19 protein-coding genes are annotated in these 21,327 nt (G+C 65.6%); 11 read left to right on the plus strand and 8 right to left on the minus strand.

The genetic code is table 11. The features are described from left to right. The first annotated feature begins 353 nt into the window (after positions 1-353). From ACYVKQ_RS19185 to ACYVKQ_RS19205, 5 genes are all read left to right on the plus strand, one after another. Complete coding sequence (locus ACYVKQ_RS19185) at positions 354-1,922, plus strand: NAD(P)/FAD-dependent oxidoreductase (protein ID WP_460676970.1); 1,569 nt, start codon at positions 354-356, stop codon at positions 1,920-1,922. Between the two features lie 64 nt (positions 1,923-1,986). Next, positions 1,987-2,352 (plus strand): CoA-binding protein, encoded by a 366-nt coding sequence (locus tag ACYVKQ_RS19190; RefSeq protein WP_460676971.1) that lies wholly within the window; start codon positions 1,987-1,989, stop codon positions 2,350-2,352. Between the two features lie 253 nt (positions 2,353-2,605). Beyond that, the gene (locus tag ACYVKQ_RS19195) at positions 2,606-3,184 is read left to right on the plus strand and encodes an RNA polymerase sigma factor (protein WP_460676972.1); all 579 of its coding nucleotides are present in this window, start codon (positions 2,606-2,608) and stop codon (positions 3,182-3,184) included. Next, on the plus strand, positions 3,165-4,088 hold the full coding sequence (locus ACYVKQ_RS19200) for a hypothetical protein (RefSeq protein WP_460676973.1): 924 nt from the start codon (positions 3,165-3,167) through the stop codon (positions 4,086-4,088). The genes ACYVKQ_RS19195 and ACYVKQ_RS19200 overlap by 20 nt, the downstream gene beginning before the upstream one ends. 63 nt (positions 4,089-4,151) lie before the next feature. Beyond that, entirely contained in the window at positions 4,152-5,288 is a 1,137-nt protein-coding gene (locus ACYVKQ_RS19205; protein WP_460676974.1) for an outer membrane beta-barrel protein, read from the plus strand. Positions 5,289-5,433: 145 nt separating this feature from the next. On the opposite strand, the gene ACYVKQ_RS19210 is transcribed toward ACYVKQ_RS19205, so the two are convergent. After that, positions 5,434-6,180 (minus strand): TrmH family RNA methyltransferase, encoded by a 747-nt coding sequence (locus ACYVKQ_RS19210; protein ID WP_460676975.1) that lies wholly within the window; start codon positions 6,178-6,180, stop codon positions 5,434-5,436. Positions 6,181-6,276: 96 nt separating this feature from the next. Between ACYVKQ_RS19210 and tamL the strand changes: the two genes are divergently transcribed. Further along, entirely contained in the window at positions 6,277-8,772 is a 2,496-nt protein-coding gene (tamL, locus tag ACYVKQ_RS19215) for a translocation and assembly module lipoprotein TamL (protein WP_460676976.1), read from the plus strand. A 135-nt stretch (positions 8,773-8,907) separates the two neighbouring features. Here the strand turns inward: tamL and ACYVKQ_RS19220 are convergent, their stop codons facing one another. Continuing rightward, positions 8,908-11,025: an alpha-ketoacid dehydrogenase subunit alpha/beta gene (locus ACYVKQ_RS19220; RefSeq protein ID WP_460676977.1), complete on the minus strand. Its 2,118-nt coding sequence runs from the start codon at positions 11,023-11,025 to the stop codon at positions 8,908-8,910. A gap of 395 nt (positions 11,026-11,420) precedes the next feature. Between ACYVKQ_RS19220 and hemF the strand changes: the two genes are divergently transcribed. After that, entirely contained in the window at positions 11,421-12,362 is a 942-nt protein-coding gene (gene hemF, locus ACYVKQ_RS19225; protein WP_460676978.1) for an oxygen-dependent coproporphyrinogen oxidase, read from the plus strand. Further along, the gene (locus ACYVKQ_RS19230) at positions 12,355-12,930 is read left to right on the plus strand and encodes a phosphatase PAP2 family protein (protein ID WP_460676979.1); all 576 of its coding nucleotides are present in this window, start codon (positions 12,355-12,357) and stop codon (positions 12,928-12,930) included. The genes hemF and ACYVKQ_RS19230 overlap by 8 nt, the downstream gene beginning before the upstream one ends. 12 nt (positions 12,931-12,942) lie before the next feature. Here the strand turns inward: ACYVKQ_RS19230 and ACYVKQ_RS19235 are convergent, their stop codons facing one another. From ACYVKQ_RS19235 to ACYVKQ_RS19260, 6 genes are all read right to left on the minus strand, one after another. Next, positions 12,943-13,779, minus strand: coding sequence for a transglutaminase-like domain-containing protein (locus ACYVKQ_RS19235; RefSeq protein ID WP_460676980.1), 837 nt, complete (start codon positions 13,777-13,779; stop codon positions 12,943-12,945). A gap of 51 nt (positions 13,780-13,830) precedes the next feature. After that, positions 13,831-14,031 carry a hypothetical protein gene (locus ACYVKQ_RS19240; RefSeq protein ID WP_460676981.1) on the minus strand — a complete coding sequence of 67 codons (201 nt, stop codon included), beginning with the start codon at positions 14,029-14,031 and terminating at the stop codon, positions 13,831-13,833. 67 nt (positions 14,032-14,098) lie between these two features. After that, the gene (locus ACYVKQ_RS19245) at positions 14,099-14,734 is read right to left on the minus strand and encodes a phosphodiester glycosidase family protein (protein WP_460676982.1); all 636 of its coding nucleotides are present in this window, start codon (positions 14,732-14,734) and stop codon (positions 14,099-14,101) included. 111 nt (positions 14,735-14,845) lie between these two features. Beyond that, the gene (locus tag ACYVKQ_RS19250; RefSeq protein WP_460676983.1) at positions 14,846-15,346 is read right to left on the minus strand and encodes a hypothetical protein; all 501 of its coding nucleotides are present in this window, start codon (positions 15,344-15,346) and stop codon (positions 14,846-14,848) included. Positions 15,347-15,432: 86 nt separating this feature from the next. Further along, positions 15,433-16,023 carry a riboflavin synthase gene (locus ACYVKQ_RS19255; RefSeq protein WP_460677129.1) on the minus strand — a complete coding sequence of 197 codons (591 nt, stop codon included), beginning with the start codon at positions 16,021-16,023 and terminating at the stop codon, positions 15,433-15,435. Positions 16,024-16,139: 116 nt separating this feature from the next. After that, positions 16,140-17,558 carry a sugar transferase gene (locus tag ACYVKQ_RS19260; protein ID WP_460676984.1) on the minus strand — a complete coding sequence of 473 codons (1,419 nt, stop codon included), beginning with the start codon at positions 17,556-17,558 and terminating at the stop codon, positions 16,140-16,142. Between the two features lie 131 nt (positions 17,559-17,689). Here ACYVKQ_RS19260 and ACYVKQ_RS19265 point away from each other — a divergent pair, with 131 nt between their 5' ends. From ACYVKQ_RS19265 to ACYVKQ_RS19275, 3 genes are all read left to right on the plus strand, one after another. Next, complete coding sequence (locus ACYVKQ_RS19265; RefSeq protein WP_460676985.1) at positions 17,690-18,379, plus strand: protein-L-isoaspartate(D-aspartate) O-methyltransferase; 690 nt, start codon at positions 17,690-17,692, stop codon at positions 18,377-18,379. 130 nt (positions 18,380-18,509) lie between these two features. Next, positions 18,510-20,675 carry a M43 family zinc metalloprotease gene (locus tag ACYVKQ_RS19270; RefSeq protein WP_460676986.1) on the plus strand — a complete coding sequence of 722 codons (2,166 nt, stop codon included), beginning with the start codon at positions 18,510-18,512 and terminating at the stop codon, positions 20,673-20,675. Between the two features lie 133 nt (positions 20,676-20,808). Beyond that, on the plus strand, positions 20,809-21,327 hold the full coding sequence (locus ACYVKQ_RS19275; protein WP_460676987.1) for an acyl-CoA thioesterase: 519 nt from the start codon (positions 20,809-20,811) through the stop codon (positions 21,325-21,327).

Consider the following 21,327-nt stretch of genomic DNA (forward strand, 5'->3'; position numbering starts at 1 on the left):
AGGCCGTCTTGCTGCTGCGCGCCAAGAAGAACGGCACCTTATCTATGCTGCTGTAGCAATGCCTAACTCCGCCGTTGGCCGAGGGCGTGGTTTATTCGGGCGCTTATAGCGGTTTCGTAAACCCTTCGGCCGCCTGCTTGCCAGCTGTAGCACGGGCTTCAGCCTGCGTCCGGCTAGCCGCTGCTGTGCCGGCAAACGCCGGCTAAAGTCCGCGCTACAAATTAGGTGCACTGTTAGGAAAACCGCTATTGCTGCCGTGCTCCTCCCTCCCGCCGGAACCATTCGCCGTATCTTTGCCGTCCGACCCTTACCCCTACCGGCTTGCGGGCCCAGCTTCCCGCCGCCTTACCTAGATGCACAAACACGAAGTTGAAATCGTCCTCTCGCCTGCTGAGGCGTACGACGAGCTGGCCCGCTACCGGGCCCTGCTGGATGCCGCTGGCCTGAAGCCCGGCGAAGCGGATTTTGTCCACCTGCTGCGCCGCAGCATCGACGCGCGCGGGCGCAACGTGGGCGTGCGCCTGCGGGCCGATGTGTACCGGACGCCGCCGCCGCGGGCGCTGTTCGGGCCCTGGGTACAGTACCCAGACGTAAGCCAGGCTACCCGCCGCGTGCTCATCGTGGGTGCGGGGCCGGCGGGGCTGTTCGCGGCCCTGCGCTGCATCGAGCTGGGGCTGAAGCCGGTGGTGCTGGAGCGCGGCAAGGACGTGCGCACCCGCCGCCGCGACTTGGCCGCGCTCAACAAGGAGCACCTCGTCAACCCCGACTCCAACTACTGCTTCGGCGAAGGCGGCGCGGGCACGTACTCCGACGGCAAGCTCTACACCCGCTCCAAGAAGCGCGGCGACGTGCTGCGCGTGCTGCAGCTGTTCGTGCAGCACGGCGCTACGCCGGAAATCCTGGTGGACGCGCACCCGCACATCGGCACCAACAAGCTGCCCTACGTGGTGCAGGCCCTGCGCCAGACCATTATCGACCACGGCGGCCAGGTGCACTTCGATACGCGGGTGGATGACTTGATCCTGACCGACGGCCGCATCCGCGGCGTGGTGACGGGCCAGGGGCAGGAAATGCTGGCCGACGCGGTGATTCTGGCCACCGGCCACTCCGCGCGCGACATCTACGAGCTGCTGCTGCGCCGGCAGGTGCGCATCGAGGCCAAGCCGTTTGCCTTGGGCGTGCGCGTGGAGCACCCGCAGGCGCTCATCGACCAGGCGCAGTACCACCGCGCCGACCGCGGGCAACTGCCGGCCGCTTCCTACGCGCTGGTGCAGCAAACCGACGGCCCCGGCGGGCAGCGCGGGGTGTTTTCGTTCTGCATGTGCCCGGGCGGCTTCATCGTGCCCGCGGCCACGGCCCCGGGCGAGGTGGTGGTGAACGGCATGAGCCCAAGCCGCCGCGACTCGCGCTTTGCCAACTCGGGCATCGTGGTGGCCATCGAGCCGCAGGACATGAACCTGCGGCGCGACGGCGTACTGGCGGGCCTGCGGCTGCAGCAGGAAATCGAGCAACGGGCCTGCCAGCTGGCGGGCGGCACGCAGCTGGCCCCGGCGCAGCTGCTGGGCGACTTCGTGCAGCAAAAGACTTCGCGCAGCCTGCTCGACACCTCTTACCAACCCGGCCTGGTGTCGGTGGCGATGGACGAGGTGCTGGGCGCCGGGCTGGCCGACCGCCTGCGGCAGGGCTTCCGGGCTTTCGGGCGCAAGATTCCGGGCTACACCACCAACGCGGCGCAGATCGTGGGCGTGGAGAGCCGCACATCGTCGCCGGTGCGCATTCCGCGCGATGCGGCCACGCTGGAGCACCCGGAGGTGCGCGGCCTGTTTCCCTGCGGCGAGGGCGCGGGCTTTGCCGGCGGCATCGTGTCGGCGGCCATGGACGGGGAGCGGTGCGCCGAAGCAGCGCTGGCGCAGATGCGCTAATCCCCCGGCCGTTTCGCGCGGCATTTCGTAGACTAGCACCACCGACCCGTCATTTCCCTCCGCAATGTCCAGCAAAAAAACCGTTGTTATTGGCGCCTCCGACAACCCGGCGCGCTACTCCTTCCAGGCCGTCAACCGCCTCAAGAGCCATGGCCACGACGTGGTGCCCGTGGGCATCCGCAAAGGCCAGGTAGCCGGCTTCGACATCTATACCGACAAGCCGGCGGTGGCCGACGTGGACACCGTTACGCTGTACGTGGGCCCGCAAAACCAGCCCGCCTGGTACGACTACATCCTGGACCTGAGGCCCAAGCGCATTATCTTCAACCCCGGCACTGAAAACGACGAGCTGGAACGCCGCGCCCAGGCGCAAGGCATCCAGACCATCGAAGCCTGCACGCTGGTCATGCTCTCGGTAGGCAACTACTAGGCGCAACTCCAGCCAGGGCTGCTCAGGCGCTCATGCTAACCCCGGATCTGCCCGCAGGTCCGGGGTTTTTCTGTTGTATGAGCCGGTGCAGCCGATCTTTTTTAGCAAAATATCGAGCTGTAAATCAGTAAATTATTTCTGCTCTCAATCCCGCTCGCAACTTTTCTGTGCGGCGCAGGCAACGCCGCTGCCGGCTTCTCCATCTTACGCTCCAAACACCACCGCTACCGCCCTACTTCTACCTTTCTGAGCTGTGAACGAAGTCGAACTCATCAGTGCCTGCCGGCAAGGCAGCGTCCGGGCACAGAAGCTGCTCTACGAGCGGTTTGCCGGGCTGATGTTGACCGTGTGCCTGCGCTACCTGCGCCAGCGCGCCGACGCCGAGGAAGCCATGCTCACGGGCTTCGTGAAGGTGTTCCGGGCCCTGGAGCAGTACCGGCACGAGGGCTCCTTTGAGGGCTGGATCCGGCGCATCATGGTCAACGAAGCCCTCGGGCAGTTGCGCCGCAAGGAGCCCTTGCACCTGGCCATCGATGACATGGTGACCGACGTGCCGAGCACCCAAGCCACGGCCGAAAGCGACCTGGCCGCAGCCGATCTGATGCAACTGCTGAGCGAGCTGCCCGCCGGCTACCGCACGGTGTTCAACCTGTACGCCATCGAAGGCTACACCCACCCCGAAATCGCGGAGATGCTGGGCATTTCGGAGGGCACCAGCAAATCCCAGCTCAGCAAGGCCCGCGCCATGCTCCAGCGCCGCCTCGAAGCCGCCTCGGCCTCGGCTCTTTCCTCCACCCCAACGACAACGCACCATGCAACCGGAAGATATTGATAAGCTGTTTCGCGCCAAGCTTGAGCAGCACGCCACCCCCCCGCCGCCCTCCCTATGGTACGACCTGCAGGAGCAGCTGGAGCCGGAAGAGAAAAAACGCCGCGGCGGCTTCTGGATGTTCGCCGTAGCGGCCGCCGTGACGCTGCTGCTGCTGGCCGGCGGCGGCTGGCTGCTGCGGCAGAGCCAGCGCCCCGGCACTACCGACGGCACGCTGGCCAGCCGGCCCGCCCCAGCCGCCCGCCCGGACGCCGGTGCTGCCCTGCCTAGTGCTACTGCCCCCGCCACTTCCGGCAACGGCACCGCCCCTAAAGCTGATTTCGGCACCGAATCGGCTACGGCCGCTGCCGAAACGGGCAGCCTCGCCACCGGCCCCGCTACCTCTGCTAATTCGGTAGAAACTTCGAAAAAATTGGCCACGACTCAGGCAACGGACGCCGCCCGCCCTGCATCTACCCACCAACAGCAGCAACTACTGGCCCGCAACCCCGAGCGCGCTGCAGCGCCTCGGGAATCGGCCCGGCCGGAAGCCCCGGACTTCCGCCGCGCCGACGAGCCAGCCCTGGAGCGCCAAGCCCTGGCCGTGCAACCGGTGCCGGCCCCGGCCACAACGCCCGCCGCTGCGGTCAGCCCGGCTCCCGCCGGCGTGATTTCGCTCCCGACGATGGGCGCCATCGAAGTGGAAGTGCGCCAGCACCCGGAGCAAGCCGTAGCCCTGGCCGCGGCTGCTACCGAGGAAACCCCGGGCCGGACGCGGCCCAGCGTACGCGGCGTGCTGCGCCAGGTGCGGCGCTTGGCGCAGGGCGAAAAGCCCGACCTGACCGAAGTGGGCCTGCCGGCCAACCCCGCCCTTACGGTGCAGGCCCGCGTGGCGGGCCACACCCTCACCAAAACCATTGCGCTGTAAGCCTCGCCGCCCCGGCGACTTTCGCCCTCCTTCTTCTCCCCTGACTTTCCTCCTTTTCCGACTATGAAACCCGCTTCTTTTATCGCTGCTCTTTCCGGCCTGCTGCTGTCCGGCTCCCTTGCTTCGGCCACCGGCCTGCCCGCTCCCGGCGGCAACGACGACACCATCATGGTGAAACTGCCCAACCAGGTGTCCATGACCATCGTGGCCCGCAACAAGCAGCAGCTGCGCGAGCTGAAAGGCTACAAGCTTGACTCGCTGATGGTGCTGCTCGACGCCTACATCAGCCAGGCCGAGGCCGCCGGGCGCAAGGGCAGCAACGGCCAGGTCACGATGGAGTTTTACCCCTCTAAGGACAAGCCCGGCAGCACGGCCGCCCCGGAGCAGGTGCGCGTGACGGTGCGCGGCAGCAAGCCCAACGCCGACCGCGTGGAGGTGTTCATGAACAAGAAGCTGGGCGTGGTGGTGGAAACCGACGGGGACGAGAACGGCGACAACGTGCAGGTGCGCATCAACAGCGACTCCAACTCCGATTCCGTCAAACATGCCAAACGCGAGGCCAAGCGCCAAAAGCTCACCGGCACTGATTTCGGCATCGACCTGGGCCTGAATACCTTCGTCAACAAGCAGACCTACGCCCCCGGCGGCACCGAGCAGCCCTACGACCTGCGCAGCTGGGGCTCCCGCTACGTGGCCCTGCGCTGGAACTTCTGGGCCCGCACCGGCAAAAACAGCCCGCTGTACTTCCACCTCGGCCCGGAAGTCGCCTTCAACAACTACATGCTCGACGGCAACCGCGCCTTCACGCTGGTGGGCAACCGCACCGACATCCTGCGCGACGACCAGCGCAACCTGGAAAAGAGCAAGCTGGCCGTGACCACGCTGAACCTGCCCGTGGGCTTCACCCTGAAGTTCCGCGACAAAGACCACGACGAAGTGGTTCGCCTGGGCGCCGGCGGCTTCGTGGGCTACCGCATCGGGGCCCACACCAAGCTGAAGTACGAGGAAGACGGCCGCACCCGCAAGGACAAAGACCGCGGCAGCTACAACCTGGAGGACTTTCAATACGGGGTTAGCGGCACCGTGGGCGTGAAAGGGTTCGACCTCTTCGTGAAGTATAACCTGAACGACGTGTTCAAGGAAAACCGCGGCCCCAAAGCCCAGAACATCAGCTTCGGCATCACCCTGAGCGACATTTAGACTGCCCGGCCAAATGGCCGAATGGTTAAAAGGCTGGCCGTCCTCCTTGCGGGACGGCCAGCCTTTTTTCGTTCCGGCCTAGTTGCATGGTTTGATGGCCGCTCGGGCGTTGCCAGCCCGGGCAGTCATTTCCTCCGTCAACCGGCTAGCTGTTCCGGAAGAAGTTGTCGAGTAGAATGGCCGCCGAAATGGCCACGTTCAGGCTTTCGGCTTGGCCGCGGCCGGGAATGTGCAGGCGCTGGGTGAGGCAGGCTTCCACCGGCTCGGTGAGGCCGTGCGACTCGCTGCCCATCACCAGCACGCCGGTGGGGCGCAGCTGCTGGCGGTGCACGTTGTCGCCGTGCAGGTCGGCGCCGTAGACGGGCAACTCCGGGGGCAACTGCTGCAGCCAGGCGGGCAGGTCGCGCTGCCAGACGGGCACGCGGGTGAACGAGCCCATGGTGGAAGACACGGTTTTGGGGTTCCACGCGTCGGCGCAGGACTCGGACAACACCACGCCCTGCAGGCCGTACCAGTCGGCCAGGCGAATGAGCGTGCCCACGTTGCCGGGGTCGCGCACCTGATCCAGGGCCAGCAGCAGCTGGCCGGGCTGGGGGCGCAGCGGCGGCTCGTCGGGGATGCGCACTACGGCCAGGCCCGCGTCGTTGGTTTGCAGGGTACCCAGGCGCGTCAGCTCCTCGCCGCCCACCACGTCGACGGGCACCCGGGCGGGCAGGCGCAGGCCGGGCTGGGCGGCAAAATCGGCGGTGAGCAGCAGGCGTTCGGGCTGAAGTCCGGAACTTAGCAGCTCGCGCAGGCTCTTGGCGCCTTCGACCAGAAACGCGCCGGTGCGCTGGCGGTATTTTTTTTGGTGCAATTGCTGCACGTACTTGGCAACGGCTTTCGAAACCATTCTTTTGTGATACGTCCCTTCAACTGGGCGCCCCGGCGCGGAGCTTCCTGGTTACTTGGCCTTGCGGCGGCGGCGCAGCTAACGGGCTGCTCGCCCATGCGCCTGCTGGGCCCGCGTCAGCGGCTGCTCACCGACGTCCGCATCGACGGCGTCCGCCAACTGGAGCGCGAGCAGCTGGACCCGCTGCTGCGGCAGCGGCCCAACCGGCGCTTTCCGGTGCCGCAGCTCGCAATTTACAACCTCGGCTACACCTTCTACCATCCCGAGGGCCTGAAGGCCAAACTCGACACCACCCTGCGCGACTACGCCCGCCGCATCGCGGCCGCCGGCACCGACTCCGTGGCGGTGGGCAAGCTGCTGCAAAAGCGCGAGCGGCGCATTCAGCGGCTGCAGCGCAAGCTCGACAAGGGCAACGCCATCATGCGCCTGGGCCAGCCGCCGGTGATTTACGACTCGGCGCTGACGGCTGTCACGGCCGACCAGATGGGCATTTACCTGCGTTCCAAGGGCTTTTTCCGCAGCCGCGTATCGGCCGCCGAGGAGGGCTCCACGGCCCTGGGCGCGGTGGGCAAGCCGCTGCAGGCGCTGACCGGCCGCCCCGCCGCCCCGGCCGATACCACCCGGCCGGCGAACCGGCGCGTGACGGTGGTGTACGACGTGCACGAAGGGCCGCGCTTCCTGATTACGGCGCTGCGCTACGACGTGCCCGATTCGGCGGTGGCCCGCATCATCCGCGCCGATAGCACCCGGGCCCTGGTGCGCGTGGGGCAGCCCTACGACGAGGCCTTGATCGGCCAGGAGCGCGCCCGGCTGGAGGCGCTGCTCAAAAACCAGGGCTACTACGATTTCCGGGCCCAGTACATCACGCTGGAAGCCGATACGAGCTTTGCCCCGACCACCGTGCGCCTGCTGGTGCAGGTGGCCAACCCACCCGATGCGGCCCGACACCAAGTGTACAGCGTGCGCAACGTGAGCTTTGTCACCGACGCGGGCCTGAACCGCTTCGGGCTGCAGCGCGACACGGTGCAGCGCAACGGCATCAACTACTTGGCCTACAACCACCGCTTCAGCACGCGCATCCTGGACCGCAAGCTGCTGGTGCGCCCCGGCGAGCGGTACAGCCTGCAAAACACCCTACAGACCCAGCGGCAGCTCGCCAACCTCGATGTGTTCCGCTTCACGGCCGTCAACTACCAGAAGCCCGCCGGCGATTCCCTGCCGGGCGTACTCGACGCGACGGTATCCACCACGCCGCAAAAGCGGGCGCAGGAAACCATCGAGTTGGGCGGCACTTACGTGGCGGGCCTGGTGGGCCCGTTCGGCAACTTCCGGGTGCGCATCCGCAATGCCTTTGGGGGCGCGGAAGTGCTGGACCTCGGCCTGCGGGCGGGCCTGGAAGGCCAGTACCCGTTTCAGAGCAATCAGCAGGGGCCGCAGCCCAAAGGCCGCCTGACCACCCAGCTCGGGGCCAACGTGAACCTCACGCTGCCGCAGTTTCTGGTGCCCTGGCGTACCAACCGCTTCTTCACCAACTACAGCCCGCGCACGCGCCTGACGGCCAGCGTGACGTACGTGGACCGCCAGGAGTACAAGCGCACCAACCTGGAGGCGACCTACGATTACATCTGGCAGCGCAACGCTTATCACCAGTTCATCCTCACGCCGCTGGACCTGAGTCTGGTGTTCACGCGCGACCTAGACCCGGGCTTCCGCACCGACCTGGCCAACCGCCCCAACGGACCGGCGCTGCTCCGCTCGTTTCAACCGGTGTTCGTGCCGAGCATCAACGCTACGTCGCTCTACAACGACAACGATTTCAACCAGACCCTCGATGCGCGCTACCTGCGCCTCTTCGTGGAGCTGGGGGCACCGCTGCGTAAGTACTACACCAAGCCAGGCCCGGTAACTGACCGGCAGCTCGGCAGCACGCTGGAAGTCTATGACTTTATCCGGCTCAGCGCCGATTACCGCCGCTACCATAAGCTCAGCTCGCGCCAGTTTTTGGTCTGGCGCCTGAACGGCGGGCTGGCCACGGCCCTGACGGGCACCCAGCTCACGAACCAGGGCGTGACCAGCACCGCCTACATCATTCCCTACGACCGGTACGTGTTTGCGGGCGGGGGCTCCAGCGTGCGGGCCTGGTACCCGCGCCGCCTCGGCACCGGCTCGTACATCGCCCAAAACGCGACGGGGCCTATCAACTCCGAGACGCTGGAGCAGCCCGGCGAGGTGCTGCTGGAGGGCAGCGTGGAGTACCGCTTCCCGATCTACGACTTCGTGTACGGCGCGGCCTTTACCGACTTCGGCAACGTGTGGACGCTGCACCGCGGCGACCAGCCGCGCTCCAACGCCAACTTCGCGGCCGACCGGTTCTACCGCGAATTTGCCGTCGGCTCGGGCATGGGCTTCCGTTTCGACTTCACCTTCCTCATCGTGCGTCTGGATATGGCAACCAAGGTGTATAACCCGACGGTGACGACCGGCAGCAAATTTGTGCTGTCCAACACCAGCGTGTTTGGGCTGAACAGCCGCAACAACGACCCCAACCCCAACCCTGTGCGCCTGAACATCGGTATCGGCTACCCCTTTTGATTGGTTGTTGGTTGTTTAAAGTGCACCGGCCGGTGGCAGCCGGGTTACAAAAAAGCCCCTTTCCGGCGCGGAAAGGGACTTTTTTTTGCGTGGTCTTGAGTGACCGATGATTCAACAATCACCATCCATCAACAATCAATACGCCAGCAGTTCTTGCAGAGCGGCCAGGGTTTTGTCGGCGTTGGGCAACATCTGCTTTTCCAGCTCCACGTTCAGGGCTATGGCGGGCAGGTTGGCGGCCCCGAGCGTAAACACCGGCGCGTCGAGCTGCTGGAAGCAGTGGCGCTGGATGCGGCCCGCCAGGCTTTCGGCGAAGGAGTTCATCAGCGGCTCCTCGGTCAGCACCAGCACTTTGCCGTGGCGCAGCGTAGCGGCCTGCACGGCCTCCCAATCGAGCGGGTTCAGGGTGCGCAAATCCAGGATTTCGACCTGACCGGGCAGCTGCTTGCTGGCGGCTTTGGCCCAGTACACGCCCATGCCGTAGGTGATGACCACGCAGGTGTCGCCCTCGGCCAGCCTCTGCGGTGCGGCCTCCTGCACCACGTGGGCCTTGCCGAGCGGAATGACGTAGCCCGCCTCGGGCTCCACGGTTTTGGCGTCCTCGGTGCCGGGCACCTTGCTCCAGTACAGCCCCTTGTGCTCCAGCATCACCACCGGGTTCGGGTCGAGGAAGGCGGCGCGCATCAGGCCCTTCATGTCGGCGGCGTTCGAAGGATACACCACCTTGATGCCGCGAATGGTGAGCAGCGTGCTTTCGATGGAGCCCGAATGGTAGGGCCCGCCCCCGCCGTAGGCCCCGATGGGCACGCGGATCAGGCTCTGCACCGGGAACTTGCCCATCGAGAGGTAGCAGGATTTCGACAGCTCTTCCACCAGCTGGTTCAGGGCCGGCCAGATGTAGTCGGCAAACTGAATTTCCACAATCGGCTTGGCGCCCACGGCCGACATGCCGGCCGTCGAGCCGACGATGTAGGCCTCCTGAATCGGGGTGTTAAACACGCGGGCGTCGCCGTACTTCTTGGCCAGCAGCGCCGCCTCGCGGAATACCCCGCCCAGCTCGCCACCCACGTCCTGCCCGTAGAACAGGGCCTCGGGAAACTCGCGCAGAATGTCGTCCACCGCGTGCAAGGCCGCGTCCACCATGATGGCCTTGTCGGCACCCTGGGGGCTCCGCTCGCCGGCTTCCTCGGTTACGGCCGGCGGGGCAAACTCGTGGTCGGCGAAGGTGGCCGGGTCGGGGTTGGGCGCGGCCAGGGCGCGCTGGTAATCGTCCTCCACGGTGGCGCGGGCCTGCGCGGCGGCGTAGCCCAGTTCGCCCTCGGTGAAGCCCTCGGTGAGCAGCTGCTGGTGGAAGCGCGGCAGCGGATCCTGCTGCTGGTGTTCGGCGAGGTTGTCGCCGCGGTACCACTCGCGGCGCACGCCGCTGGTGTGGTGGCCCAGCAGCGGGCACTTGGCGTGCACCAGCACCGGGCCGCGGCGCTGGCGTACGTAGTCCGTAGCCGCCTGCATGGCGACGTAGCTGTCCACGAAGTCGGCGCCGTCGCACTGCAGGCGGTGCAGGCCCTTGAAGCCGGCTGCAAACTCGTAGGCGTTCATGGAGCGCATTTCGCGGCCCGTGGCCGAAATGCCCCACTCGTTGTCCTGCACGAGGTAGATGATGGGCAACTGGTGCAGGGCGGCCATCTGCAGCGCCTCGGCCACCTCACCCTCGGTCATGGCCCCGTCGCCGATGGAGCAGACCACCACCGGCTGGGCAGCGGCCGCAGGCAGTTGCTGCTGGCTCTCCAGGTACTTGACGGCGTGCGCCATGCCCGTGGCCGGAATGGCCTGCATGCCCGTGGCGGAGCTCTGGTGCGGAATGACGGGGATGCCCGGCCGGCGCAGCGAGGGGTGCGAGTAATACGTGCGCCCGCCGGAGAACGGGTCGTCGCGCTTGGCCATGAGCTGCAGCATCAGCTCGTAGGGCGTCAGGCCCAGGCCGAGCATGAAGGCGTCGTCGCGGTAGTAGAGGGCGCAGTAGTCGGTTTCGCGCAGCTGAAAGGCGGCGGCCAGCTGAATGGCCTCGTGGCCGCGGGCCGTGGCGTGCACGTACTTGGCCGTCACGGCCTTGTTTTCCTCGTAGATGCGGGCCATTTCGGCCGAGGTCTGCATCAGGCGGTAGGCCCGCAGCAGCGTGGCGCGGTCGGGATGCGCGGCGGGGGTAGCCGCGGTAAAGTCGGTGTCGGGAGCGTCCAGGGCGGTGGGAATTGGCATTCGGCGGGAGAAGCAGGTGGCAAAGGCCCGAAATTACGGCATCGGGGGCAGACAGCCACGCGCCGGGGCGGGCGGAACTTCTGAGCGTTGCACCGGACCGCGTGGCGGCGGGAAGCGCACCCGGCGCACCGATAAATCCTGAGTAAGCGGCCAAGATCCGGCGCGACTGGTACTTTTCGCTGCCCGCCGGTCTGCGTGCCAGCCCGGCGTCCGGGACGAAGCAAGGAGAGGTATACCGCCGGGGCTTCCGCCAAAATCCGCACCTTTGCGGTGACAAAAAACAGCTGCGGTGCTGATATTGCTCAGCTTTGCGCCTTTTACGGAGCCCTTATTTCGCCTTCGTAAACCAGCCCAATGCCATGACCGCGACGCTGCTCTCTCCTGCTTTTGCCCCGATGACCGAGACTACCCCGACCGCCCTGCCCTTCCGCCAAGAAGTAGAGCAGTGGATGCGCAGTTTTCAGAAGTGGCTGTACACCGAGCTGCAAACCACTGATGGCGGTGCCACCTTTCAGCCCGACGTGTGGCAGCACCACTCCGGCGGCGGCGGCGAGTCGCGCGTGATTCAAAACGGGCGCATCCTGGAGAAAGGCGGCGTAAACTTCTCGGCCGTGTGGGGCGAGATGGACGCGCGCGCCGCCCAGCACCTGCTCATGCCCGATCCGCGCTACTTCGCCACCGGCGTATCGGTGGTGCAGCACCCGCGCAGTCCCATGGTGCCCATTTCGCACATGAACGTGCGCTACTTCGAGGCCGGCAACGGCGAGGCCTGGTTTGGCGGCGGGCTCGACCTGACGCCCATCTACGTGGACGTGGAGCAGGCGCGCTGGTTTCACCAGCAGATATTCGAGGTCTGCCAGCAGCACAACCCCACGTACTACCAGCGCTTCAAGGACTGGGCCGATGAGTACTTCTTCCTGACGCACCGCCAGGAAACCCGCGGCGTAGGCGGTATTTTCTTCGACCGCCTCACCGTGGGCAAGGACGGCAGCCGCGAGGAGCTGTTTGCCTTCGTGCAGGCCGTGGGTGAGGTGTACGGCCGGACTTACTGCGAGCTGCTGCGCCGCAACGCAGACAAGCCGTTTACGGAGCGCGAAGTGGAGTGGCAGATGGTGCGCCGCGGCCGCTACGCGGAGTTCAACCTGGCCATCGACCGCGGCACCAAGTTCGGGCTGGAAACCGGGGGCCGCACCGAGAGCATTCTGATGAGCCTGCCGCCGCGCTGCGAGTGGCACTACAACCGGCAGCCCGCCGCCGGCTCGGCGGAGGCCGAAACCCAACGGTGGCTGAAAAAGGGCGTAAATTGGCTCGACCATTCGCCCTCCACCGTTGATTGAACAGCTGCAGGAGCTGGACCGCTGGCTGCTGGTGTCGGCCAATGACGCCGCCACCCCCGCCCTCACCCGGCTCATGATTTTCTTTACCGACCGCTTCGTGTGGTTTCCGGCCTACCTGGTCATCGTAGTAGCCCTGGGCTACTACTTTGGCCGGCGGGCCACGTTGCTGCTGCCGCTGATGGGCCTGAGCGTGGCCCTGGCCGACAGCATTTCCAGCCGCTTTTTCAAGCCCTACTTTGCCCGCCTGCGCCCCTGCCACGATCCGCAGCTCTCCGAGATGCTGAACCTGGCCAACGGCTGCGGCGGGCAGTTCGGCTTTATCTCCTCGCACGCGGCCAATGCCTTTGCGCTGGCGATGTTTCTGTACCTGGTGCTGCCGCCGCGCTTCCGTGTCGCGAAGGTGCTGGTGCTGCTGTGGGCTGCACTGGTGAGCTATAGCCGCATCTACCTGGCGGCCCACTACCCCTCCGACGTGCTGGCCGGCACGGCGCTGGGCTGCGGGCTGGCCTGGGGCTGCTACTGGCTGTACCGGCAGGGCGTGGCGCGCTGGTGGCCGGCCCTGACCTAAACCGGCCGGGGCTCACTCCGGGGGCCGGTAGAATTCCCGAAGCGCGTGGGTATAGAGCATGTAGCTCAGCGAAAAACGGCGCTGAAACACGGCGGGCCGCTCGGTGCCCACGGGTCCCAGCATGAGGGAAGTATGCGCCCCCACCCGGGCCTGCTGGGCGTAGGGCAGCTGGCGCTGGTCGAAGCTCACGTCGAAGAAGTACAGATACGGGCGCACAAAGCGGATATAGCGCTGCGCTTGCGCCGCGGGCACCGGCCCGGCGGCCCGGCGAAACGCCACGGGCTGCCGGCGAGCCAAGGCCTGCTGCAGCTCCACGGCATTAAGGGGCACGTCGGCGAGCAGCGGCAGGAGGTTGAACTGCGCGTCGGCCATGGCCCACTTGCCGCGCTGCGGCAGCCATACTTCGGTGAGTACGTGGCCCGCCCCGGATTTGCGCGTGGCCGCATCCCGGGTTTTGAGGCCTACTACGCGGGCGGGCATACCCAGGGCCAGCAGCGCGTCGGCCGATACTTTGGCATACTCCACGCAGCGAAACTTCTTGCCGGCGCGGGCTTCCCGGATAATGGTCAGCGCATCGGACTGGCTGGGTTCGTTGTTGCCGTTGTGCGCCCACAGGCCGTTCGTCCAAGCCACCACGGCCAGCAGGCGCTGCAGTTCCTCGGCTGCTGGCAGGGCGTGGAGCTCCTGTTCGCGCAGTTGCCGCAGGTAAGCATCGGTGGCGGCGTCGGGGTACACGAACCGCACGGCGGGCAGGCGGGCGGTGCTGTCGAAGTGCAGCAACTCCTGGGCCTGGGCTGCCTCCCCGGCCCAGGCCAGACCGGTCAGCAACAAGGCAAGCAGCTGTTTCACACCGGAATATAATCACTGCCCACCCCTAAGGCAAGCTACTACCCGCTGGACTTAGCGGGCGGGCTTGCGGTTGCCGGTGTGCCCGTCGCCCCGGTCGCCCTGGCCGGATTTGCTGGTGACGCGGGAGTTGTGCTTGTCGTCCTGCGAGAGGGAACGGTGAATGTCCACTTCGCTGGTAAACTGCCCTTTATCGTTGCGGCGCACGTAGCGCTTGTCGCCGGGCGTAGGCTCGATCAATTCGCGTTTCGACATGGTGGTGAAGGAGTTGGTACTCCTTCCCTCCTACGCAGCCGCCCGCAAAAAGTGCCAACGGCGGAGCTTAGCGGGCGGTTTCCGCCACGCCGATGATAACGCCGAAGTCGCCGTCTGTCTGCTGCCAGCCCTGCGCGGGCAGGTACGTGCGCGACACGAACCCGTCGAGGTAGAGGGCCTGCCGGCAGCCTTGCTGCTGAAAGAAGCGCGCGAAGTCGTAGAAGTTGACGGGTGACTTCGACATGGCCAACAGCACCCGCCCGTCGGGCAGCACGCCCACCCCGTTGCGTACGTGCAGGTTCTGTGAAGCGGGTTGGAAGGCCCGATGAATCCGTCCATCCACGACCAGCATCGGCCCCGACTGCGTGGCGTAGCGGATGCGCCCCGACGGGCGAAAATCCTGGGTGCGGCACACCGCGGCGCGGCCATCGGCGGTCAAATAAAACACGCCGTTGGGCTGCAGGTAGAAGTTGCCGGCGCCGGCGCTGGTATCCAGCGGCGTGATGACTTTGCCGGCCTGGATGAACAGGCCCACGGGTACGTTGCCGGCCCGGTACATGCCGCCGTTGGTGGCGAAAACGAGCGTTTCTCCCCGCCCCTGCAGCCATTGCTTCAGGCGGCCGAGGCTGCTCAGCGGCTGCCCGTTCTCGTCGCGCCAGTACAGGGCCAGCCGCTGCCGGCGCGGGTCCACGCGGTAGCTCACGAAGCGGGCGGTAGTCCTGCTCTTAGTTGCTTCCGGCTTGCCACGCCAAAAGCTGATGGCAACCGCCAGCGTAAGGGTTACTAGCAGGCCGGTCTGTTTTCTCACCGGTGGTCAAACGGAATAGCCCTCTTGGCCTTTGCCAGCCTCGCTCATGCTTAAGGCCGGTCGCTCGTCTATCATTCGCCGCAACCGGTGCAAGTAGCTTATCAGCAGCACAGCTATGACGTTGACCTCCAACTGAATGGCTTCTTCGCGCCCGTTGATGACGAACTCAAAAGAAGAGAGGGAGAAATTGAACAACACGTTAAAGTCTGTCGTCCAGTCGATTCCCAACATGATACCTAGTCCAGCACCGTATTTGTAGCTGTAGCCCATCAGTGAAAACTGTACTACCTGCAAAGCTTGGTTAATCGTCGATTGAACCAGCCCAGTCTCGTGGTCCAATACCAACAGCAGCCGCCCGCAATAGATAGAATGCAAATACAGTCCAGTAGCCAATATTATCACCAGCAGCGTAGGGCCCGTCAATGCCTGCAGGTGAGCCACCAACCAACCGACAAGTCCTAATCCCAGGGCCCCGCCCAGCAACTGGTAATAGCCGAGAATTTTCACGCGTCTTTGCCATTCACTGGTTGTCCACCTCCGGCTATTTCCCATTCATTCTGCTGGCATTGATTAGGATATGCAAAGCTCAGACGTTACCGTCCCAGCAGCTTCGCCACGTATTTGCCCACGATGTCAAACTCCAAGTTGACTCGGTCGCCGGGCCGCAGGTGCTGGAAGGTGGTATGCGCGTGGGTGTAGGGAATGATGGCCACCGAGAATCCGTCGTCGGTGCTGTTGAAGCAGGTCAGGCTCACGCCGTTGATGCAGATGGAGCCCTTCTCCACCGTCACGCGGCCGGGCCCGGTTTCGTGCCGGAAGCGGTAGAGCCAGGAGCCGTTATGGTCCTCCACCGCCTCGCAGACGGCGGTCAGGTCCACGTGGCCCTGCACGATGTGGCCGTCGAAGCGGCCATTGGCCGCGAGGCAGCGCTCCAGGTTCACCTGCCGGCCGGCCACCCATTGGCCGAGGTTGGTTTTCTGCAGCGTCTCATCGATGGCCGTGACGGTGTGCGTGCCGGCGGCCGCGTCCAGGGCTACCACCGTCAGGCACACGCCGTCGTGGGCCACGCTCTGGTCGATCTGCAGCTCGCTGAAAAAAGGGGAAGCCACGGTGAAGTGGCGGTTGGTGCCTTCCTGCCGCACGTCGGTGATGGTGCCGAGGGCTTCGATGATGCCGGTGAACATTTGATTCAATTAAAAATTAAGAATGAATAATTAAAAATTGAGAACAGGGCCATTTGTCCTGGCATTTTAGCTGCCAACGGCCATTTTTACTTTTTAATTCTCAATTTTTAATTACCCTATTTCCCCCGTCCTTCCACGATGATTTTCAGCGTGTAGAGCATGACGCGGAAGTCCATGGCCAGCGACATGTTCTCGATATAGAGGATGTCGTATTTGAGGCGCTGCACCATCTCGGCCACGGTTTCGGCGTAGCCGTACTTCACCTGCCCCAGAGAGGTAATGCCGGGGCGCACGCGGTGCAGGTGCCGGTAGTGCGGGGCCACTTGCATGATCTGGTCGATGAAAAACTGCCGCTCCGGGCGCGGCCCCACCAGGCTCATGTCGCCCTTGATGACGTTCCAGAACTGCGGCAGCTCGTCGAGGCGCACCTTGCGCATGAAGCGGCCCCAGGGCGTGATGCGCGGGTCGTTCTTGCTCGACAGGGCCGGTCCCAGCCGCTCCGCGTCGATGTACATGGAGCGGAACTTGTAGATCTTGAACGGGTGCCCGTGCTTGCCGATGCGCTCCTGGGCGAAGAAGATGGGCCCGGGCGACGAGAGGCGCACCATCACGGCCGTGAAGGCGTACACCGGCCAGGCCAGCAGCAGAAACAGGCCCGAGCCGACCACGTCGATGCCGCGCTTGACGACCTCCTGCCACACCGGCAGCAGATCGTGCTTGATTTCAATCAGCGGGGTGCCGAACAGGTGGTTGACCTTCACCGAGCCCAGCAAGATCTGGTACACATCGGGCAGCACGCTCACGCGGGCGGGCGTGCCTTCCAGCTGGGTAAGCACCTGCTGAATCATCTGGTGCTCGGAGGGCTCCAGCGCCACCACCACCTGCTCCACGTGCAGGGCCCTAATCAGGGCCGGCAGCCGCTCGTAAGAGCCGCGACGGGGCAGCTCGGTGGCCAGCTCCGGGTCCACCGCGTCGTTCACGGGCACGAAGCCGATGATGTTCAGGCCCAGGTGGCGGTTGGCCCGCTCCAATTCGCGGTAGGTTTCCAGCGCCAGCGGGCTGGAGCCCACCAGCAGCGTGTTGAAGGCAATGACGCGCCGGCGCACCAGCCGCTGAATGGTGGTAATGGCCCAGGTCCGGAGCACCGCCGTGATGGTGAAGTGCAGCAGGAAGTAGGCCGAAATCGTCTTGTAGTAGAGCCGGTAGTTGCTCACGCCCTGGTCGTCGAGCAGCAGGGCGAAAAAGATGACCACCGCCCCCAGGAAGGAGATGCGCGCCAGCCGGATAATCTCGCCCACCCGCGACTTGCGGAAGATGTCGCGGTACTCGCCGATGAGCGCGTACAGGATAACCCAGAACGCGGCAATCATCAGGGCCGAGCCGGTGAGCGTAAAGAGCTGGTCGCCGGTGAAGCGGTAGCCGGCGTTGATTTCGCTCAGCAAGTACTTGCGCAGCAGGTAAAAACAGCCCCAGGCCAGCAGGCCCGCCCCAAAATCGGCGGCCAGCAGCTTAATCTTTTGCAGGGAGCGAATCAACGCGGATAACGAATGGGAACGACGAAACTACGGGCGGAAGACTGGCACAACTAGCGCGCGGCCGTAGCTTTGCGACTGGAAAGGCCCGCCCGCCGCGCGCAAAGGTAGGGTGGTTTTGCCCTCCGCCCGCCATGTCCGCATTTCCGCCCTCCTCCGCTGCTTCCGCCGCCGACTCGTACCGCCACCGCGGCCAGCGCCGCGCCCTGGTGGCCGAGCTGCGCGCCAAGGGCATCGGCGACGAGCGGGTGCTCAGCGCCATCGGGCAGGTGCCGCGCCACCTCTTTTTCGACCCGGCCTTCGAGTCGCACGCTTACCACGACAAGGCGTTTCCCATCGGCGAGGGCCAGACGATTTCACAGCCCTACACCGTGGCTTACCAGACGGAGCTGCTGACGGTGCGGCCCGGGCAACGGGTGCTGGAAGTGGGCACCGGCTCGGGCTACCAGTGCTCGGTGCTGCTGACGCTGGGCGCCGAGGTGTTCAGCATCGAGTATAATTCGGTGCTCTTTGAGCGCACCTGCCAGCGGCTGGCGCAGCTGGGCTACCGCGGCGCCCACCTCTACTGCGGCGACGGGTCGGTGGGCCTGCCCGCGCAGGCGCCCTTCGACCGCATTCTGGTGACGGCGGCCGCGCCCGCGCTGCCGCGGCCCCTGTTGCAGCAGCTGCGCATCGGGGGGGTGCTGGTGGTGCCGGTGGGCCCGCCCGAGCAGGTGCAGCGCATGGTGCGGGTCACCCGGGAGTCGGCCGACGGCTTTGCGCGTGAGGACTTTGAGGAGTTTCGCTTCGTACCCCTGCGCGGGGCGGCGGGATGGGCGGGCTAACGGCCTGGCGGGGCGCAATAATGCCCCCGATTGTGCTTACCTTGGGCAACCCTTCAGACCGGCCCTCAGTCTGTTGGGCGATGCGCACGCGCTGCCATCCGTCCACCCATTTCTCACCCTAACCCCTTTCATGATACGCAAAGCTTTACCCATTCTGTGGCTGGCCGCCGTGGCCTTGCTGGGTAGTGCCGGCCAGGCTTCGGCCCAGCGGCAGCAACGTCCCGAGCACACCTACGGCTTCCGCTGCGCCTTTGACAGCGTGCAGCAGGCCGAATTCGCCCGGCACCCCGGCATGGAGCAGGATTACCTGAACTTCCTGCGCCGCGCCACCCGGATGACGCCGGCCGAGCAGGCCCGCATCAACGCCACGCCCGACGTCATCGTGCCGGTGGTGTTTCACGTCATCCACAACGGCGCCAACACCGCCGGCAACATCTCCGATGACCAGGTGCGCGACGCGCTGCGTATCATCAACCGCGACTTCAACAAGGAAAACGCGGACACGGCCAACATCGACCCGCGCTTCCGCCCCATCGCCGCGCGGCCGGGCTTCCAGTTCCGCCTCGCTAAGAAAGACCCGAACGGCAACTGCACCAGCGGCATCACGCACACGTTTTCCGCGCAGACCTTGGTGGGCGACAACAGCGTGAAGAACGTCATTCGCTGGGACGTGAACCGCTACCTGAACGTCTGGGTAACGGAAAACGCCAACGGCGCCGGCGGCTACGCCATCCTGCCCTGCGGTGGCGGCTCGCTCAACGACGGCATCGTGATTCGCAACGGCCAGTTTGGCTCCATCGGCACTTCCTGCGGCCGCACCAGCAACTTCTGCGCCCGTTCGCTCACCCACGAGGTGGGCCACTACTTCGGCCTGCCCCACACCTGGGGTCGTTCGAACACGCCCGGCCAGATGGCTAACTGCAACGACGACGACGGCATTGCCGACACGCCGAACACGATAGGCGCGCAGCAGGACTGCAACCTGACCCAGGCTTCCTGCGGACCGATTGCCAACACGGAGAACTACATGGACTATGCGAACTGCTCCAAGATGTTCACGGAAGGACAGAAAACCGTGATGCGCGCCTCGCTGGCCCTCTCCTGCCGCGCCACGCTCGTGTCGGCGGCCAACCTGGTGGCCACCGGCACCAACGACGGCTACGTGGCCCCGACCTGCCCGCCGGTAGCGGCCTTCCGCACGGGCACCACCACGGTATGTGCCGGCGGCGCGGTGGAGTTCATCGATGACTCGTACGGCAACCTCGGCACGGTTACCTACGCCTGGAGCTTCCCCGGCGGCTCGCCTGCCACGTCGACCCAGCAGAACGTGACGGTGACCTACGCCGCCCCCGGCGTGTACGACGCGACGCTGACCATCAGCGGCCCCACGGGCACGAGCACCGTGACCCGCCAACAGGTCGTGCGCGTGCTCGGCGCGGCGGCTAAGGTGCCCACGCCCTACTCCGAGGCCTTCGAGGACAACGAGTGGCAGGCCAACTCCGTCAACGCCGACCGCAACTGGCGCAACGAAACCTCGGGCTCGACCACGGACCGCTGGCAGCGCATCAACGGCGTCAACGGCCCCACCATGACCGGCACGTCGGCCCTGCGCCTGCGCCTGCCCAACATCGCGGACGGCGTGGTAACAACCCTGTACTCGCCGGTACTCGACCTGACGGCCGCCGGCGGCAACGGCTACCAGCTGGTGTTTGACCGCGCCTACGCCCGCCAGGCCACCACGTCCTCGGATCAGCTGCGCGTGGCCTTCAGCGGCGACTGCGGCGTGACGTGGACCAACAACGTGAACATCAACGCGGGCCTGCTGATAAGCAACACCGGCAGCCTGCCGGTGGCCGGCGCCTTCACGCCGACGGCGTCGGAGTGGCGCACTACCACGCTGAACATTCCGGCGTCGCTGCAGGGCTCTTCCAGCCTGGTGGTGCGCCTGCAGGTATCGGCCGGCGGCGGCAACAACCTCTACCTGGACAACTTCCGCGTGCAGCTCCCGCTGGCCACGCGCGCCCAGGACATGAGCACCCGCGGCATCAGCGTGACGCCGAACCCGCTCACCCACGAAACGGCCGTGCAGTTTGCCCTCGACAAGCCCACCACGGCCCAGGTGCAGGTGCTCGACCTGGTGGGCCGCACCGTGCTGACCACTGATGCCCAGCAGTTTGCCAGCGGCCAGCAGCGCATTGCGCTGGGCGGCGAAGGCAAGCGCTTGAGCCCGGGCGTATACCTGGTACAGCTCACGCTGGGCCAGGAGCGCTTCACCTCGCGCGTGCTGGTGCAATAATCCTTTACCCTGTTTTCATTGACGGCCGCCCCCGCTCCTTCCGGAGCGGGGGCGGTTCGTTTTGGGGCTGGTGCCGGCCAAGGGCAGCCCGGCCGCTATCTTTGCAGCCCCATTGTTTTTCTTCTTCTCCGCCATGCGCAAACAGAAGCCCGTCTCCGAATCATTCGTGCGAATGACCGAACTGGTACTGCCCAACGATACCAACACGCTCAACAACCTGATGGGCGGCCGCATGATGCACCTGATGGACGTAGCCGCCGCCATTTCGGCCCAGCGCCACTCCAACCGCATCGTGGTGACGGCCTCCGTCGACAACGTATCCTTCCGCGAGGGCATTCAGCTCGGCAGCGTAGTTACCCTGGAAGCACAGGTCACGCGCTCCTTCAGCTCCAGCATGGAGGTGCACATCGACGTGTGGGCCGAGGATATTCCGTCGGGCACCAAAGTCAAGTCGAACGAAGCGTTCTTCACCTTCGTGGCCGTGGACCAGAGCGGGCGCCCCATCGACGTGCCCGAGGCCGTGCCCGAAACGCCCGAGGAAGTACGCCTTTACGACGGGGCCCTGCGCCGGCGGCAGCTGCGCCTGGTACTCGGTGGCCGCATGAAGCCCCACGACGCAACCGAGCTCAAAGCCCTTTTCGAGTTGGAGTAA

Source organism: Hymenobacter coalescens (genome assembly GCF_054783195.1).